The organism is Pseudomonas sp. HP_14, assembly GCF_055283875.1.
Window position 1 is genome coordinate 22,930 of the sequence record NZ_JBTOQI010000015.1, and the last position, 15,475, is coordinate 38,404.

The 15,475-nt window shown below is 59.3% G+C and carries 14 protein-coding genes; 5 read left to right on the forward strand and 9 right to left on the reverse strand.

Translation table 11 applies throughout. The features are described 5' to 3' along the window. The first annotated feature begins 39 nt into the window (after window positions 1–39). The 5 genes from ACYASS_RS12680 (at window position 40) to ACYASS_RS12700 (ending at window position 2,845) form a co-directional block, all read left to right on the forward strand. Complete coding sequence (locus tag ACYASS_RS12680) at window positions 40–330, forward strand: DUF5629 family protein (RefSeq protein WP_463586384.1); 291 nt, start codon at window positions 40–42, stop codon at window positions 328–330. Window positions 331–424: 94 nt separating this feature from the next. After that, a complete protein-coding gene (locus ACYASS_RS12685) occupies window positions 425–1,594 on the forward strand; it encodes a lactonase family protein (protein ID WP_463586385.1) in 1,170 nt (389 codons plus the stop codon). A 175-nt stretch (window positions 1,595–1,769) separates the two neighbouring features. Continuing rightward, window positions 1,770–1,952 (forward strand): hypothetical protein, encoded by a 183-nt coding sequence (locus ACYASS_RS12690; protein WP_122664873.1) that lies wholly within the window; start codon window positions 1,770–1,772, stop codon window positions 1,950–1,952. Window positions 1,953–2,465: 513 nt separating this feature from the next. Continuing rightward, on the forward strand, window positions 2,466–2,639 hold the full coding sequence (locus ACYASS_RS12695; protein ID WP_463586386.1) for a hypothetical protein: 174 nt from the start codon (window positions 2,466–2,468) through the stop codon (window positions 2,637–2,639). Then, window positions 2,636–2,845 (forward strand): hypothetical protein, encoded by a 210-nt coding sequence (locus tag ACYASS_RS12700; RefSeq protein WP_243247658.1) that lies wholly within the window; start codon window positions 2,636–2,638, stop codon window positions 2,843–2,845. Before ACYASS_RS12695 ends, ACYASS_RS12700 begins: the two co-directional genes overlap by 4 nt. 102 nt (window positions 2,846–2,947) lie before the next feature. Here the strand turns inward: ACYASS_RS12700 and ACYASS_RS12705 are convergent, their stop codons facing one another. The 9 genes from ACYASS_RS12705 to ACYASS_RS12745 form a co-directional block, all read right to left on the reverse strand. After that, window positions 2,948–3,550 carry a glutathione S-transferase gene (locus ACYASS_RS12705; RefSeq protein ID WP_463586411.1) on the reverse strand — a complete coding sequence of 201 codons (603 nt, stop codon included), beginning with the start codon at window positions 3,548–3,550 and terminating at the stop codon, window positions 2,948–2,950. Then, the gene (locus tag ACYASS_RS12710) at window positions 3,547–7,191 is read right to left on the reverse strand and encodes an AAA family ATPase (RefSeq protein WP_463586387.1); all 3,645 of its coding nucleotides are present in this window, start codon (window positions 7,189–7,191) and stop codon (window positions 3,547–3,549) included. The genes ACYASS_RS12705 and ACYASS_RS12710 overlap by 4 nt, the downstream gene beginning before the upstream one ends. Next, a complete protein-coding gene (locus ACYASS_RS12715; protein ID WP_463586388.1) occupies window positions 7,188–8,432 on the reverse strand; it encodes an exonuclease SbcCD subunit D C-terminal domain-containing protein in 1,245 nt (414 codons plus the stop codon). Before ACYASS_RS12715 ends, ACYASS_RS12710 begins: the two co-directional genes overlap by 4 nt. A gap of 139 nt (window positions 8,433–8,571) precedes the next feature. Then, entirely contained in the window at window positions 8,572–10,233 is a 1,662-nt protein-coding gene (locus tag ACYASS_RS12720; RefSeq protein ID WP_463586389.1) for a BatD family protein, read from the reverse strand. Beyond that, the gene (locus tag ACYASS_RS12725; RefSeq protein WP_463586390.1) at window positions 10,230–11,969 is read right to left on the reverse strand and encodes a VWA domain-containing protein; all 1,740 of its coding nucleotides are present in this window, start codon (window positions 11,967–11,969) and stop codon (window positions 10,230–10,232) included. Before ACYASS_RS12725 ends, ACYASS_RS12720 begins: the two co-directional genes overlap by 4 nt. Next, window positions 11,966–13,048: a vWA domain-containing protein gene (locus ACYASS_RS12730; RefSeq protein ID WP_463586391.1), complete on the reverse strand. Its 1,083-nt coding sequence runs from the start codon at window positions 13,046–13,048 to the stop codon at window positions 11,966–11,968. The genes ACYASS_RS12725 and ACYASS_RS12730 overlap by 4 nt, the downstream gene beginning before the upstream one ends. Next, the gene (locus tag ACYASS_RS12735; protein ID WP_243247652.1) at window positions 13,041–13,535 is read right to left on the reverse strand and encodes a DUF4381 domain-containing protein; all 495 of its coding nucleotides are present in this window, start codon (window positions 13,533–13,535) and stop codon (window positions 13,041–13,043) included. The genes ACYASS_RS12730 and ACYASS_RS12735 overlap by 8 nt, the downstream gene beginning before the upstream one ends. After that, the gene (locus ACYASS_RS12740) at window positions 13,532–14,476 is read right to left on the reverse strand and encodes a DUF58 domain-containing protein (RefSeq protein WP_463586412.1); all 945 of its coding nucleotides are present in this window, start codon (window positions 14,474–14,476) and stop codon (window positions 13,532–13,534) included. Before ACYASS_RS12740 ends, ACYASS_RS12735 begins: the two co-directional genes overlap by 4 nt. A 4-nt stretch (window positions 14,477–14,480) precedes the next feature. Continuing rightward, window positions 14,481–15,440: an AAA family ATPase gene (locus ACYASS_RS12745; RefSeq protein ID WP_027900522.1), complete on the reverse strand. Its 960-nt coding sequence runs from the start codon at window positions 15,438–15,440 to the stop codon at window positions 14,481–14,483. Between the last annotated feature and the right edge of the window lie 35 nt (window positions 15,441–15,475).

Below are 15,475 nucleotides of genomic sequence, written 5' to 3' on the forward strand. Positions count from 1 at the left end.
TGGCCTATCATTCGCGCTTTTACACAGACGAAGACTGCCATGACCACCACCCCGACGACGATGAGTGCAGCCCTGAAAGACGCCACGATGCTGGAAATTGACGGGCTGCATGCCTGGGATTTCTTTCTGGGCGATTTCCTCACCCTCGAGTGCATGGACGGTCGCGAGCGCAAGACCTGGCGGTTCACCATGGAGCAGGTCAACGCCGCGACATTCGATGAAGCTCAGCAGTGCTGGCTGATCAGCGATGGCACTCATGATTACCGCATGAAGTGCCTCGAAGCGTTCACGCCGACCAAAGACGACGATGAAGACGTGCAAGAGGATTGATCCGCATAAAACCAATCAGGGCAAAGCAGTGTCTTAGACGTTGTTCGCGCGTCGATGGCGCCCAATAACAACCTGAAAAAAGAAGGCTCTGCCCATGACTCGTACATTTCTGCCTTGGCTGGCACTGGCCGGCGCAATGAGCGCTTTCCCGATACAGGCGCAAAGCATGACTGAATACGATGTACTGATTGGTTCTTATACCCAGGCCGCCAGCGAAGGTATCTATCGATACCGGTTCAACAGCCAGACTGGCCAGCTGGATGCCAAACCGTTGCAAGTGATCAAGACTGACAATCCGTCCTGGCTGACGCTGTCTAAAGATCAGCGCCACCTGTTCGTCGTCAACGAAAACGGCCCTGGCGGCAAAGATGTGGTCGGCAAAGTGAGCAGTTTTGCCATTGATGCCAAGACCCACCAGGTCACGCCGATCAACCAGGTGAAGAGCCAGGGCGATGAGCCGACGCATTCCAGCCTCAGCCCGGACCAGCGTTTTCTGTTCGTTTCCAACTATGCCGTGCAACCCGATCCGGGTGGTGCGCTGGCAGTCATTCCGGTTGGCCAGGACGGCAAGCTGTCCGACGTTGTTCAGGTCAGCAATAATCACGGTGCAAGTAAGGTCAATCCGGAGCGTCAGGCGTCTTCCCATGTGCACTCGGCCATCCCGACGCCGGACGGCAAGTATGTGGTGACCAGTGATCTTGGCGCTGACAAGATGCTGGTGTTCAGCTACGACGGCAAGCGTGCCAAGCCTTTGCAGCCGGCGAAAACGCCGACCGTGCAATTGCCGGCAGGCAGTGGCCCGCGTCATCTGTTGTTCAGTCAGGATGGCAAACGCGCCTGGTTAACCCTTGAGATGGTCGCGCAGGTCGCGGTGTTCGATTACCACGACGGAGTGTTCAAGCAGACCCAACTGGTGGATCTGAAGAACAAGGACCAGCAGCAGAAAGTCGGTGCCGGTGGCTTGCACACCTCGCCAAACGGCAAGTACCTCTACGTGGCCAATCGCGGCGAAGCCAACCAGTTGCTGGTATTTGCCATCGACGCGAAAGGGCAGCTCAGCGAAGTGCAGCGTCGCTCGGTTGAAGGCCTGGAGCCTCGTGAGTTCAGCTTCGACCCAAGCGGTCAGTTCATGCTGATTGCCAATCAGAAGAGCAATCAGATTGTGACGGTTAAAGTCGATCCGAAAACCGGTTTGCTCGGCGACACGGTGCAAAAGCTCGACTTTGATTCACCGTCGGACTTCCGTTTCCTGACGGGCAAGTGATTGTCCCGGAGCCTCAACCCCGCTATTTACGCGGGGTTGAGGTTCTATCAATTCAAGTGATATGAGCTAGTGCTACAAAACATTTCGGCTGAGCTGCCCTCGGGGGTAAGTTTGAGTCACGGCCAAGACGGTCAAGACTTGAAACGCAGTAAACAGAACTCCGAGGGTTAACGCCATGAACTTCAATATCTTTTCCATCATTGCCGCGTCTGCCATCTCCGCCACTGTTGCATTGCCTGCACAGGCCAGTGTTGATGTCAGCGACAAAAAAAATCACGCGACTCAGACATACACCCCTAAATACTTGCAGCAAAGTGCTAATTTCTACGCAGCACTGGATCACAAGACTCAACAATGAATAAGCGATTGAATCCATTCCCGGTTAACGAATAGAACATCGATACCCGGGAATGGATTCTTAAAGAAACAACCCTGTTTTGATTAAACGCCGCTTTCGCGAGCATGTTCGCTTACCCAGGTTTTTGCGACCTTCTGATCATCGCGTATCAGAGCCATGCAAATTCTGCCAGTGAGCCTGCTCGCGAAAGCGCCGGATGAGTCCCTCTTGGCCCGTGTCTCTCATAGGATGCGGGCTTTTTTTATGCGGATTTTTTGTGGCGTTTATAGGTGGGAGGGGGGGGGGGGGGGGGGGGGGGTCCCCCTCTTTTTCTCTACAACCCCTCCCCCCCCCCCCCCCCCGCTCCCACAAGGGATTGGGTTTCAAGGCTGAATTTTTAATAGGGCTAATTAAGGCACTCAATAATCAACCCAGCTGATACTCGCTATCTCTAACCATCGTTTTTCAATACTCCGTTTTTTCGCGATCCTGTCGGCCAGGAAACACAACACTGCAACTGACGGAGTTACACCCATGGCCACTGCCATTCTTCATTCAATCAAACAAGGCGCTTATATCGCCATTTCGCTTTATGTGGTTTTTATTGCAGTGGTCACTGTTACCAGCATGAATCCGCAACTGACTTCTCCCTCAACTCAAACCGTTGTTGACCGCACGGCTTTGAATACTCAGGAGCGTGCATCGTGAGTGGCGGCAAGATGTGGGTGACGGCGGGGCTGGCAGTCATGATCAATGGCAGTTCATTGTTGGGCATTGGCCAGAACTCGGTGGGCGGGGTCGCGCGTAATATCGAATGCCGGTATGAAATCGCTCAGGCTATCGAGTTGTCCAGAGCGCAGAAAGTGCAGGCGGGTACCCGGCCGGACAGGGTTGAGGTGGTTGTATCGGTTTAGGCTTGTTGGAGCGAGGCTTGCCCGCGAAGAACGCTGACGCGGTGTTCCTGTTGAATCCGGGTCCCCGTTCGCGGGCAAGCCTCGCTCCAACAAGAACTGTGATCACTTGACCATCACTGCTTTAAACAATGCTGACTGAATAAACCGCTGCAACCAGTCGCGCAACTCAGGATACGGACTTGTCTTAAACCAATCCGGATCCACTGCGCTGAATTGCCGTATGAACGGCGCGACGGCGATGTCCGCCAGGCTCACTTGATCCGTTACCAGAAAGTCCCGGTGCTGCAGGCGATTTTCCAGGTTCTGCAAAAACTCCTCACCCAGTTGCCGGTAGTGTTCCTGCGGATGCTCTGGGTGGCGCACGAAATATTTGTAGCGATCCAGATGCGGCTTGAACACCTGGTCGTTTTCTTCGATCAGCGCCTGAATGTCCCGACGACCATCACCGTTGTCGATCAGCAGCCAGTTATGCGGATCATTGCAGGCCAACGCCCAATGCATGATATCCAGGCTTTGCTCCAATACCTGATCGTCCACTATCAGAACAGGCACCGTGCCTTTAGGCGAGCGTTCGAGCATCTCGGGCGGTTTTGCCTTGAGGCTGACTTCGTGGATTTGCACCACGCAGCCCGCATACCGCAAAGCCATGCGAGCGCGCATGGCGTATGGGCAGCGGCGGAATGAGTAAAGCACTGCGCTCATCAGTGGCTGACCTCTACGGTACTCAAGCCATTGCCCTGACGCCGCACCTGAATTTGCACAGGAATGCGCTCGTGCATTTCCTGTACGTGAGAGATCACCCCGACCTTGCGTCCCTGGGCCTGCAAACCATCCAGCGCATCCATGGCCAGTTGCAGGGATTCCGGGTCGAGGCTGCCGAAGCCTTCGTCGATAAACAATGATTCGATTTTCAAGGTGCTTGACGCCATGGATGCCAGTCCGAGGGCCAGCGCCAGCGAAACGAGAAAGGTCTCGCCACCAGACAGCGAATGCACCGAGCGCAGCTCGTCGCCCATTTCCGTGTCCATCACCAGCAACCCGAGCATGCTGCCGCCGCGCTTGAGACGATAACGTCGCACCAGTTGTTTTAGCTGGGCGTTGGCATGATGGACCAGCAAGTCGAGGTTGTAAGCCTGAGCGATCTTGCGGAATCGATCGCCTTCAGCCGAGCCGATCAACGCTGCCAGGCGAGCCCAGCGCAGGTACTCGCTGTGGGCCTTGGCGATCTGTTCCTGCAGGTCGCGACTTGCGTTGTTACGGCGCTCGTCTTCGCTGAGTTGAGCGCGCAAGTCAGCGCATTGCTGTTCCTGATCGGCGCAGAGTTTTTGCGCCTCCAGCAACGCGGCGGCCAATTGCTCGGCATCGGTCACATCGCTGTGATGGGCCTGATGCAGTTGCAACCGCTTGTCGCGTTCATGCAGCAGAATACGACTCTGCTCCAGAGCCTTTTCGCTCTGTTGCAGTTGCTGACGCAGTTGAGTGATGCCCTCATCGTTGTAAGTGAGCAACACCTCCAGTGCGGCATCGTCCAGCTCGGCGTGGGTACTGCGCCATTGCGTGATGTGCTGATTCAGCTCGGCCAGCTCCTGCTGCAAATCCTTCAGGCGGGACTGTTCGCTTTCAAGCCCTGTGGCCAGTTTTATCAGTTCGCTGCGTGCCTGTTGCAGCTCATCACTGGCGTTGGCTTGAGCCCGGCGAGCCTGTTCCAGCAGAGTCTCAAGCTGCTGTTGCCATTGTTCGGCACTGGTGTAATCGCCGAGCATTTGCGCGAGACGTTGCTGACTGGCCAGTTGCTGGGCTTGCAGGTCTGCCAGACGTTGCTGCTGTTTCAGTCGTTCCTGTTCCAGATTGTGCTGGCTGTCTTGCTCGCGCTCGATTTTGCGTGCTCGCTCGCTGTGTTCCTGTTGTTCTTCCTGCTGGCGATCCAGTTGTTCCAGGCGTTGCGCAATGTCGTTATCGAGTTGCATGAAGCTGTCGGTGGCTGCTTCACGCCAGCGCGGCAGGCTTTCGGCAGGCAGTAGAGGCTCAAACTCTTGAAGTGCCGCTTCGAAGGCCTGATTGTCCAGGGCAATGTTGCGCTGCTGGTCGTCGAGCATTTTCATCGCGTTCTGGCTGGCGTCGCGGGCGATTTGCACGTGCTGCTGCAATTGCTCGGCGTCCTGCTGCACTTTGAGCAGCAGGCGCTGGCGTTGCTCGCTAGCGGCTATTTCTTCAGTCAGTGCATGCAGTCGTTCGCTCAGCCAGTCGCCGCGTTGCGACTCGGGTTGTTCCAGCAGGCGCGGGTACAGCGGGTGCGCCTCAAGCTCGGGGGCCAGTTTTTGCAACTGCTCTGTCAGTTGTTCCAGCTGTGGCCGGGCCTGTTTAAGACGGGTGTTGAGTTCCGTGACTTCGGCACGCAGTTCGGCGAGCTTTTCGCTTAGCTGGCTGACCTTTAGACGGGCGCTGTTTTCTTCGCTGTCATCATGGCCGGACAACGCTTGCAGCAAAGCATCGGACTGGTGATAAGGATGATCTTCGCTGCCGCAGACCGGGCAGGGTTGTTGATCAACCAACTGGCCACGCAGCTCTTCGACGCTGGCGCTGCGGGCCAGACGCTGGCGTTGCATCAGCTCGACGGTCACTTTCAGTGCCTGCTCGGCTGCGTCGTGTTCGGTTTTCAATTGCAGGCCGTGGGCGATGCTTTTGTTGCGCTGCTCATTGGCTTGCTGTTGCTGCACCTCGACATCTTGCAGGCGCTTTTCGATGTCCTGATGCCGTTGCCAGATGCGCTCTAGTGAATCGATGCCGCTGTGTTGCTGACGGTTGTCCTGCAACAGTTGCCCGAGACGCTGGATCTCTGCATTGACCGCCTCGGCCTTTACCTGTGCTTCGTTGTACAGCGTTTGCAAGGCATTGCGTCGGTCGGTCAATTCCTGCTCGGCGCGAGTCGAGCTTTTCTCCAGCTCGGGCAGTTCTTCACGTCCCTTGTTCAAGCGGGCGCTGAGTTTGACCGCTTCCTGAAAGCGCGGCCGGTAGGCTGTCCATGCCTGGCTCAACGGTGTAAGTACGGCACTCTTTTCCAACTGCCCGGCGATGGCCTGCAAGCGTTCGTCGAGCAGGCGTTGTTGATCAAGCAGCTGATTCAATGCGGCCTGGCTGTTGGCTTTTGTCCGTTCTGCTGTCTCGGCATGAAGCGCGGCGTCCTGCACTTCCTTGTTCAGGTGGGTGAGGTTGCCTTGCTGTTCGAACGCCTGGCCAATGATCGGTGCGGCGGTCTTTTTCTGTTGTTCGGCCTGTTCGAGGGCGGCAGTGGCAGCCAGCAGTTTTTCTTCAAGCCCGTTTTGCCGTGCTTGCAGGTCATTCTGACGCTGGACGTGCTCGCTGATTTGCGCACTCAGCGGGCTCAGTTGGGCATCCAGCCGGTTACGCTGGGCGAACAGGTGACGTTGTGGTGCGAGGCGTTCCAGTTGTCCCAGCAACTGACGCTGGCTGGCCTGGCTTTCCCAGTCCTGCTGGGCGCTGGCCAATTGTTTACTGGCGCTCAGGTGTTCGTCTCGCAGGCGTAGCAGTTCGGTTAGCCACTGCTGCTTGAGTTCCAGCTGACGCTGTTGCGCTTGCTGTGTCTTGAGCTGCTGCTGCGCTTCGCTAAAGTGTTGTTCCAGTGCGGCGCGTTGCTCCGGCTGCATGGGCGCGATGCCAGTGGCCAGCAACTTGAGGTCTTCGTGGACCTTTTCTGCTTCCTTGCTCTTGCTGAAAGCACGGCGACCCAGTTGGCTGTAGATCGCCGTATCGGTGAGCTTTTCCAGCAGTTCGCTGCGCTCTTTGTCGTCGGCTTTGAGGAACGCGCTGAATTCACTTTGGGCGAGCATGACCGCCCGGGTGAACTGCTCGAAATTGAGACCCAGACGGGCTTCGAGCATGGTTTTGTATTCGGTTTTGTTTTGCGTGCTGAGGATCTGCTCGCTGTCCAGATCGGTCAGGGTCTGACGGCTGGCCTGGAGTTTTTTCGCGGCGTTGTCCCGGGCGCGGTTGGTTTCCCAGCGGGCGCGATATCGACGTTTGTCGATACCGACGAAATCCACCTCGGCGTAACCACTGCCGGTGCCACGCCGCAGCAAGGTGCGCGGGTCGTTGGTGCTGATGTCGCCGTCGATTTCCGGCACCCGCGACTGGCCGATATTGCTCAGGCGCGGAATCGCCCCGAACAGTGCCAGACACAATGCATCAAGCAAGGTGCTTTTGCCTGCGCCGGTGGGGCCGGTGATGGCGAACAGACCGGCGCTGACCAGCGGCTCTGCGGTGAAATCCAGTTCAAAAGGCCCGGCCAGGGAGGCGAGGTTTTTCAGGCGGATGGCGAGGATTTTCATGGTTGTTCGCTCTCCAGCTGGACTTCCTGCAACAGCGTGGCGAAGTCACTCAGGGTCTGTTCGTCGACCTCGCTGCCATAGTTATCCAGCCATGCGCGGCTGAACAGCTCCTGTGGGCTGAGCTGATCCAGTTCGATCAGGCCTTCGTCGCTGTCATCACCGTCACCGCTGCCTTTACCGACATATTCGGCGCCGATCCGCACCAACCGCACGGCTTTGCCTTCCAGTGCGCCTTCTATCTGGTTACGCAGGTCCGGCTGAGGTTCATCCAGTCGCACGCGCACTTCCAGCCAGGGCTGGCGATCAATGTCGGCCAGCAGGTCGATGTCGGGCAGGTCTTTGAGTTGCAGCAGCAGCTCGGCCAGCGGTGCCGGGCCGATCCGTTGCAGGTTGACGGCGCGTGGAATCAGCAATGTTTCGACGCTGCGCAGTTGATCGCCGTCGCAATCGATTTCGAGAATCTGATGCTGGTAGCCGATTTCCGAAAATGACAACGGGATCGGCGAGCCACAGTAACGAATGCGTTCTTCGCCGTTGACTCGCTGCGGCTTGTGCAAATGGCCTAGGGCAACGTAGGTAATACTCGGCCCGAACAGGCTTGCGGGCAGCGCTTCGGCGTTACCAATGATCAGGCTGCGCTCGGAGTCTTCCGAGACCGAACCACCGGCCATGTGTGCGTGGCTGATGGCGATCAGCGCCTGTCCCGGTTGGCGCTTCAGATTGGCCGCTTCGATCAGCAGTTCATGCACGCGGCCAATGCCGCGCAAGTAGTCGTCGCCCAGAGTTACGCCGGTGACTTCAGCAGGACGCAGGAAAGGCAGTGCCAGGCACCACGCGCGGATTTCACCTTTGGCGTCGGGCAGTGGCAGTAACAGGCGTTCGACATCCAGAGTGCCGTCGTCGAGCCATAGCACCCGACCCAATGCGTGGGTGCGCAAACGCCGCATTAGCGGAGCGGGCAGTTCGATGCGCGAACCGGAGTCATGGTTACCGGCAATCATCACGATGGTCAGCAGCGGTTGTTGCTCGTGGGCGCTGACGATGAAGTCGTACAGCCGCTCCTGGGATTTAACCGGCGGGTTGACGGTGTCGAAGATGTCACCGGCAATCAGCAGCACATCAGGCTGCCGCTCGGCGAGCCGCGCCAGTAGCCAGGTCAGGAAGCTGGCGTGTTCGAAGTCCCGCTCCTGGCCATGAAGGTTCTGGCCGAGGTGCCAGTCGGAGGTGTGGAACAGTCGCATGTTTTTACCTTGTTTATTCGGCGCTATTGACCCTGTAGGAGCTGCCGAAGGCTGCGATATCGGTTTACCGATTCATTGCGACGAGTACGAATATGCCTTCGCAGCCTTCGGCAGCTCCTACAGGGTTAGCGGCGTGATTCTATTTTGGATACAACGGCGGCAGACTCTGCTCGCCCGTTGGGTCCTGAATGTGTTCGGCAGCGGGCAGGGTGCGCACCGCTCGCCACAATTGTTCGCCCAGCCAGAGCTGGCCGGTTTCGCTGTACAGCGCGCCGTTGAGACCATCCAGTGCGTCGGACAGCGGCACAAAACGGGCAGCCATGTCGGCTAGGGTTTCCGGTTGCTGACGCGCCCAGGCGTCCAGTGCCTGACGGGTGGCTTGCGGGTCATTCGCCAGGCTGGCGCGCTTGAGATCATCCAGCACCGTGCGTGGGCTTGGCCCTGTTTGCACGGCGCGGGTGACGGCTGGCTGGCCGCGAGCGCGCCACCAGAGGACAAAACCAATCAGCGTGGTGACGGCAAAAAACAGCGTGCTCATCTGCCATGGCCATACCGGCGGGCCTATGACCGTGACACCGTTAAGATCGCTGCTGACCGGTGTGTCCACCGCCAGGCTCGGGTTGATGCTGACCTGCAAGGTACGTGCGGGCAGGGTCGAGTGTTCAAGATGGTCTTCAAAGGTGTTCCACCAGACCACGTCGACACTTGGTAAATCAATCGCACCTGGACGAGTGGGCACCAGCGCTTCACGTTCTTCACGCGTGCCAATCAGGCCACGTTCGCTGGTCAGGTTGGCCAGCTTGGGCTGGTCGGGGTAACGCCGCAACGCGCTGACTTCTGTCGCTGGCAACGGCGGTAACTGTGCGCCGGACAGGCCTTCGACCTTGAGGGTAATGGTCCGGGTCAGGGAGTCGCCTACCTGACTGCGGCCGGGCTCAGGGCTCCAGCTTTCGCTCAGGTTAATGCTGCGTGCGGGCAGCCAGGGCGCATCGGCCGGGTAGTTGGCAGGCTTGGCCTTGACCGTCAGTGGCAATTGCGTCGAACTGACACGCATCACTTTGCCTGGCTGTGGCCCGAACGGCGTACCCGGTTCATTGCTCGAAGGCCCGTCGCTATTAGGCTGAACCAGCGTTGCGCTGAAGTGCTGCTGCGGTATCACCAGCGTGCCGCTTTGCTGCGGATAGATCGCGTAGCGCATTTCGATCACGCCGTGGCGGATACCGTTGATGAGCTTTTCGTAGGTTCGCGATTCGCCGAGTTTCTCGACCCGTGCTTCGGGGATTTCCAGCGGGCTCAGAGTACTGTCGTCGAACAGCGATACCGAATGGTAAACCCGCAGGGTCAATACGGCCTGGGCCTGGACGTAAACGGTGTCTTTATCCAGCGTCGCCTCGACGAATACGGGCGCCTGTTGGCTGGCGTGATCCGGATTGTCGCTTTGTATGACCTGCAGGCTGATCGGCTGGCTCTTCAGCGCGCCCAGTTGCAGCGAAGGAATTTCCACCGACCCTGTCTGTTTTGGCAGCAGGGTGATGATCCAGCGCGTGGTGGCCTGATTACCGCCATCCAGTGTGTTGAGGCGGTTGATCTGCCGCGTACCGCCCACGTCGAAGCTGTTTTCCAGAGCGCTCAGGTCCGGCTTGCCAAATTGAGTGACGTCGCTGGTTTCCAGGGTCAGCTCCACGGTTTCCCCGGAGTTGAGCCGCGTGCGGTCAACACTGGCTACCAGTTCCGCAGCCTGCCCCGGCATCGCAACAAGGCTGAGCAGCAAGCCGAACAATAGGGAGTAGGCGCGACTCATTGAGTGTTTTCCTGACGCTGTTGCTGTTCATACCAGAATTTACGTCGCAACAGCTCGCCGGGATCATCCGGGATCTGCCGCAACCATTGCTCAAGCGCCTGGCGCCGTTCGCCATTTATATTGCCGTCAGCCGGCCGGATCGGTGGCCGGGTGGTTTCTTCGTCATCCATCGGCGAACCGGACTGCGGGTTAGCTTTGGGTTGAACTGTCGACTCACCGGGCGAGGGCTCACCGTCGGCAGTGCTGGCCTCGGCGGATTCGGCCGATTGCTGACTTTCGGTACGCTGATGGGTCGCAGCCTGATTCTGCGGGTTTTCGCCGTCACTGTTGTCGTCGCGGCTTTGAGCCTGATCGGACTCTTGAGGTTCCGCCGCTTTACTCTTCTCCAGCGCCTCTTCTACCAATGCCTTGTTCTGCAGGGCTGCCTGCAAGTCAGGCTGGCGCTCCAGTGCCTGCTCATAAGCGTCCAGCGCGGCTTCAAGTTCGCCATTGCGGGCCAGCGCATTCCCGCGATTGTAATGGTCGGCGGCGCTATTGCCCTCGGCAAAACGCTGGGCGGCGCTGGCGTAATCTCCGGCCTGGTACAGCGCGATGCCTTTCCACTGGGAATTTTCAAAGTGCTGAGCGGCTTCGGCGGGACGCTGCTGCTCAAGCAGTTGCTGACCCTGCTGATCGGGGCGCAACCACAGATCGGCGAACTCGAAGGCATAGCTGTTCTGCGGCAGCGCCATTAATAGCGGCAGGCACAGCAGCCAGCCGCGACGTCCGGCGCAAGCCGCCAGCAGCAACAGCGGCAGCAGGAACCAGTAGCCCTGGTCGGTCCAGCTGTCGAGCTGAATCAGTTGCCCATCGTTTTGTACTTGTTTCGGGCTGTCCAGCAAGCCCAGTTCGCGTAGATCGTGATCGTCCATGCGCAACTGCCGGTACTGACCGCCGACCTGCCCGGCAAAGTCCGTGAGGCTGGCGCTGTCCAGACGCGGCAGCAGGATCGCGCCCTGGGCGTCTTTGAGCAGACCGCCTTTTTCCTGCTCGACCGGTGCACCTTCAGCGGTGCCAACCCCGAGAATCAGCAGCGGCGGTGACTGGCCGACCAGCGCCTGACGAATACCCTGGCGCTCCTGTTCGCTCAGCGATGAGCCGATGATCAACAAACGCCCTCGTCCCAGCTCGCCTTGCTTGAGCAGGGCTAGCGCCTTGTGGACGGCCAGATCGGCGCGGTGCCCGGCCTGCGGCATGATCGACGGTTTGACCGCATCCAGCAGATTGCGAATAGTGATCTGATCATCGGACAGCGGCACCAGCGTATGGGCGCTACCGGAGTAGACGATGATCGCCGTTTGCGAATCGCTGCGGGCCTGCAGCAGGTCCATCAGTTTACGACGGGCTTGTTCGAGTCGCGTCGGCGGGGCATCGGTGGCGAGCATTTCCGGGGTCAGTTCCAGCATCACCACCAGCGGATCAACAGGCTTCTGGCTCAACTGTTCGACACGCTGCCAGCCAGGGCCAAGCAGCGCCAGCAAACCCAGTAGCCAGGCAATGCCGAGCACGATCCACGGTTTTTTACTGTCACGACCGCGGCCGCCGCTGAGCAGGACGGAATGGAACGCAGGGGGCAGAATCATCTGCCAGCGCCCGGCACGTTTCTGCCGATTCCAGAGTTGCCACAGCAGCCAGCCCAGTAACGGCAGGAGCAATAACCACCAAGGGCGGAACCAGTGCGGCCAAAGTGCGATCATCGGCGGCGCCCCAGACGTTTGACTTGTTGCCCGACCCGCTGACGCCAATGCTGACCATCACGAACAAAGCGTTGGCGGTTGAGCACGCGGTGCACCGGGTTGTTCGGCCAGCGTTCGTGCGCAACCAGCAACACGCTCAGCAGCATCGCCATCGCGAGTGGCCAGTGATAAAGCGCCTGAGCAGGGCGTGCCTGAGTCTGTTGTTGCGCAACCGGCTCAAGGGCGTCGAGGGTCTGACGAATTTTTTCCAACTGGTCGCCGTCCCTCGCACGGAAATACTGCCCGCCGGTCAACTGGGCAATTTCCTTGAGGGTCGGCTCATCCAGGTCCAGGCTGGGGTTGAGCCCAAGCATGCCCAGCGAGCCTTCTTTGTTTGGGTCCGAGCCGATGCCAATCGTGTAAATCTTCACCTGTTGTTCGGCCGCCAGACGCGCGGCGGTGACAGGATCAATCTGCCCGCCATTGTTGGCGCCGTCGGTGACCAGCACCAGCACGCGGCTCTGCGCAGGGCGAAGGCGCAAGCGTTTCAAGGCCAGGCCAATGGCATCGCCGATAGCGGTATTTTTCCCGGCGATGCCGATGCGTGCTTCATCCAGCCAGACGCGCACGGTGTGGCGGTCGAAGGTCAGCGGGGCTTGAACAAATGCCTGGCTGCCAAACAGGATCAGGCCGACTCGATCTCCTTTGCGGCCTTGCAGAAAGTCACCCAGCAAATGCTGCACCAAAACCAGTCGGCTGACTTCGTCGCTTTTCCACTCCATGTCCGGGTAATCCATGGAGCCGGAAACATCCACGGCGACCAGCAGGTCCCGACCGCTGGACGGCAATGGCAGCGGCTCGCCCAGCCATTGCGGGCGGGCAGCCGCGACCAGCAGCAGTAACCAGATCAGGATAAACGGCAGTTGCTGGCGCCAGCCGGGCAGGGCGACTTTGGCGCGCCGCCCGACCAATTCCTCCAGATCACCGAGAAAGCTGACTTTGAGTGCCGCTTCGCCGCTGTCGGCACCGGGCAACAGCAGCCGCATCAGCCACGGCAAGGGCAGCAGGGCGAATACCCACGGCCAGGCGAACTCAAACATGTTTGCGAATCCAGGTTTCAACGGATTGCGTCAGACCATTGATGGCCTTGTCGTCGAGTTTGCATTCGGGCTTGTACACGCCCTCCACCAGTACCATCCAGCGGGTCAAACCGGCAGCCGGGCAGCGGTTGTCGAGAAACGCCAGCCATTTGCGGCCATTCAGCGTATGGCTCTGGCTGTACGGATAGTGGTTACGGCACAGTCTTTTCAGCAGACCGTTGATTTGCTGCAACCAGGCACCGGCCGGAGCGCCGTCATAAGGCTTGGGCATGTTGGCGAGTTCGGCGAGGGCTGCAACGCGCACAGGGTCCAGCGGCAGTTCGGCACGGCGAACCCGGGTTTTCACTGGCAGCACATGCCGCACTCGCCACAATCCCCAACCGGCCAGCGGAACCAGCAACAACAGTAACCACCAGCCCGGAGCCAGCGGCCAGAAGCCCACGGCTTGTGGGGCAATCAGCGGTTGCAGTTGGTCCAGCGGGTTCATTTGCGTTTCACCGGGCGCTGAGCGTTCAGGTATTCGCGCAGTTGTTCGACCATTTCCTGCTGGGTGCTCAGCGGCATCAACAGCACACGCAGTTTCTTCGCGAGCATTTCCCAGCGATCTTTACGCGCCTCGCCCTGGGCGCGATAGGCCTGGCGCAGTTCGGGGTTCAGGGTGTCCATTTCCAGCTGCGCGCCGCGTTCGGCAAAGCGCAGCAGGCCGGAGGCGGGAAGGGCATGATCCAGCGGGTCGGACAACGGCAACAGCAGCAGGTCACAATGTCGCGACAACAGGCTCAGCTGTTGTTCCGCGGCATCGGTTAGTGCGCGTTCATCACACAGGACAATCACCAGACTGCCCGGCCGCAGCACCTCGCGTGCTCGCCGCAAAGCGATGCCGAGTGCGTCGCGGTCGGCAGCAATTTCGGTGTGCAGCGACTGATTGACGCGCACCAGTCGGTTGAGCAGTTGCAGCAGGCTCTGCTTGCTGCGCCGGGGTTTGATTTCGTAATGCTCGTTGTCGCCAAACACCAGGCCGCCGACCCGGTCGTTGTGGATCAGCGCCGCCCAGCCGATCAGTGCCGCAGCCTGGGCGGCGAGCACTGATTTGAACATCAGGCCCGAGCCGAAAAACAGCCTGCGGCTTTGCTCGACCAGGATGAAAATCGGGCGTTCGCGTTCTTCGTGGAACAGCTTGGTGTGCGGTTCCTGAGTCCGTGCGGTCACTCGCCAGTCAATGCTGCGAACGTCATCACCCGCCTGATAAACCCGCACCTGATCGAAATCCACACCCCGGCCGCGCAGCTTGGAATGGTGTAAGCCAATCAACGGGCTACGCTGGCTCGGGGTGGAGAACAGCTGGACTTCGCGGACGCGATGACGCATCTCGATCAGCTCAGTGAGGCTGACGCGAATACCCGGCTGGGGGATCAGGTAGGGTTGCATGGCTTCACGCAACAGCCACGACATCAAGAATGCGCTGGATCACCCGGTCCTGATCGATCCCGGCGGCTTCCGCTTCGAACGACAGGATGATCCGGTGGCGCAATACGTCGAACAGAACTGCCTGAATGTCTTCCGGGCTGACGAAGTCTCGGCCCGCTAACCACGCGTGAGCACGGGCGCAGCGGTCCAGCGCAATGGACCCGCGCGGGCTGGCCCCGTAGGAGATCCATTCAGCCATTTCCGCATCGAACTTGGCCGGGGTGCGGGTCGCCATGACCAACTGAACCAGGTATTCCTCCACCGCATCGGCCATGTACAAACCGAGGATTTCCTTGCGAGCGGCGAAAATTGCCTGCTGGCTGACCCGGCGCTCTGGCTTGGTTTCGCCATTCAGGGCTTCGCCGCGGGCCTGGGCAAGAATCTTGCGTTCTACCGAAGCATCCGGGAAACCGATCTTGACGTGCATCAGGAAACGGTCGAGTTGGGCTTCAGGCAGCGGATAGGTGCCTTCCTGCTCGATGGGGTTCTGGGTGGCCATGACCAGGAAAAGTGGCGACAGGTCGTAGGTGCTGCGACCAACGCTGACCTGGCGCTCGGCCATGGCTTCGAGCAGTGCCGACTGAACCTTGGCGGGCGCACGGTTGATTTCGTCTGCCAGCACCAGATTGTGGAAGATCGGCCCCTGTTGGAAGACGAAGCTGCCGGTTTCCGGACGGTAGATCTCGGTGCCGGTGATGTCGGCAGGCAGCAGGTCAGGGGTAAATTGAATGCGGTGGAATTGTGCTTCGATGCCTTCTGCCAGTTCCTTGATCGCTTTGGTCTTGGCCAGACCGGGTGCGCCTTCGACGAGCATGTGACCGTCGGCGAGCAGGGCGATCAGGAGACGTTCGATCAGTTTTTCCTGGCCGAGAATCTGCGTGGAAAGAAAGGTTCGCAGCGCAATCAGCGCTTCACGATGTTCCATCGGTGACTGTTCCTGGCAGGTAATCAGCGGCGTCA

Bases quoted from the DNA above. Each gene is read 5' to 3' on its own strand.
- ACYASS_RS12740 (WP_463586412.1), bottom strand. From the start codon at position 14,476: ATGCAACCCTACCTGATCCCCCAGCCGGGTATTCGCGTCAGCCTCACT.
- ACYASS_RS12680 (WP_463586384.1), top strand. From the start codon at position 40: ATGACCACCACCCCGACGACGATGAGTGCAGCCCTGAAAGACGCCACG.
- ACYASS_RS12735 (WP_243247652.1), bottom strand. From the start codon at position 13,535: ATGAACCCGCTGGACCAACTGCAACCGCTGATTGCCCCACAAGCCGTG.
- ACYASS_RS12695 (WP_463586386.1), top strand. From the start codon at position 2,466: ATGGCCACTGCCATTCTTCATTCAATCAAACAAGGCGCTTATATCGCC.
- ACYASS_RS12685 (WP_463586385.1), top strand. From the start codon at position 425: ATGACTCGTACATTTCTGCCTTGGCTGGCACTGGCCGGCGCAATGAGC.
- ACYASS_RS12690 (WP_122664873.1), top strand. From the start codon at position 1,770: ATGAACTTCAATATCTTTTCCATCATTGCCGCGTCTGCCATCTCCGCC.
- ACYASS_RS12725 (WP_463586390.1), bottom strand. From the start codon at position 11,969: ATGATCGCACTTTGGCCGCACTGGTTCCGCCCTTGGTGGTTATTGCTC.
- ACYASS_RS12715 (WP_463586388.1), bottom strand. From the start codon at position 8,432: ATGCGACTGTTCCACACCTCCGACTGGCACCTCGGCCAGAACCTTCAT.
- ACYASS_RS12730 (WP_463586391.1), bottom strand. From the start codon at position 13,048: ATGTTTGAGTTCGCCTGGCCGTGGGTATTCGCCCTGCTGCCCTTGCCG.
- ACYASS_RS12720 (WP_463586389.1), bottom strand. From the start codon at position 10,233: ATGAGTCGCGCCTACTCCCTATTGTTCGGCTTGCTGCTCAGCCTTGTT.
- ACYASS_RS12745 (WP_027900522.1), bottom strand. From the start codon at position 15,440: ATGGAACATCGTGAAGCGCTGATTGCGCTGCGAACCTTTCTTTCCACG.
- ACYASS_RS12710 (WP_463586387.1), bottom strand. From the start codon at position 7,191: ATGAAAATCCTCGCCATCCGCCTGAAAAACCTCGCCTCCCTGGCCGGG.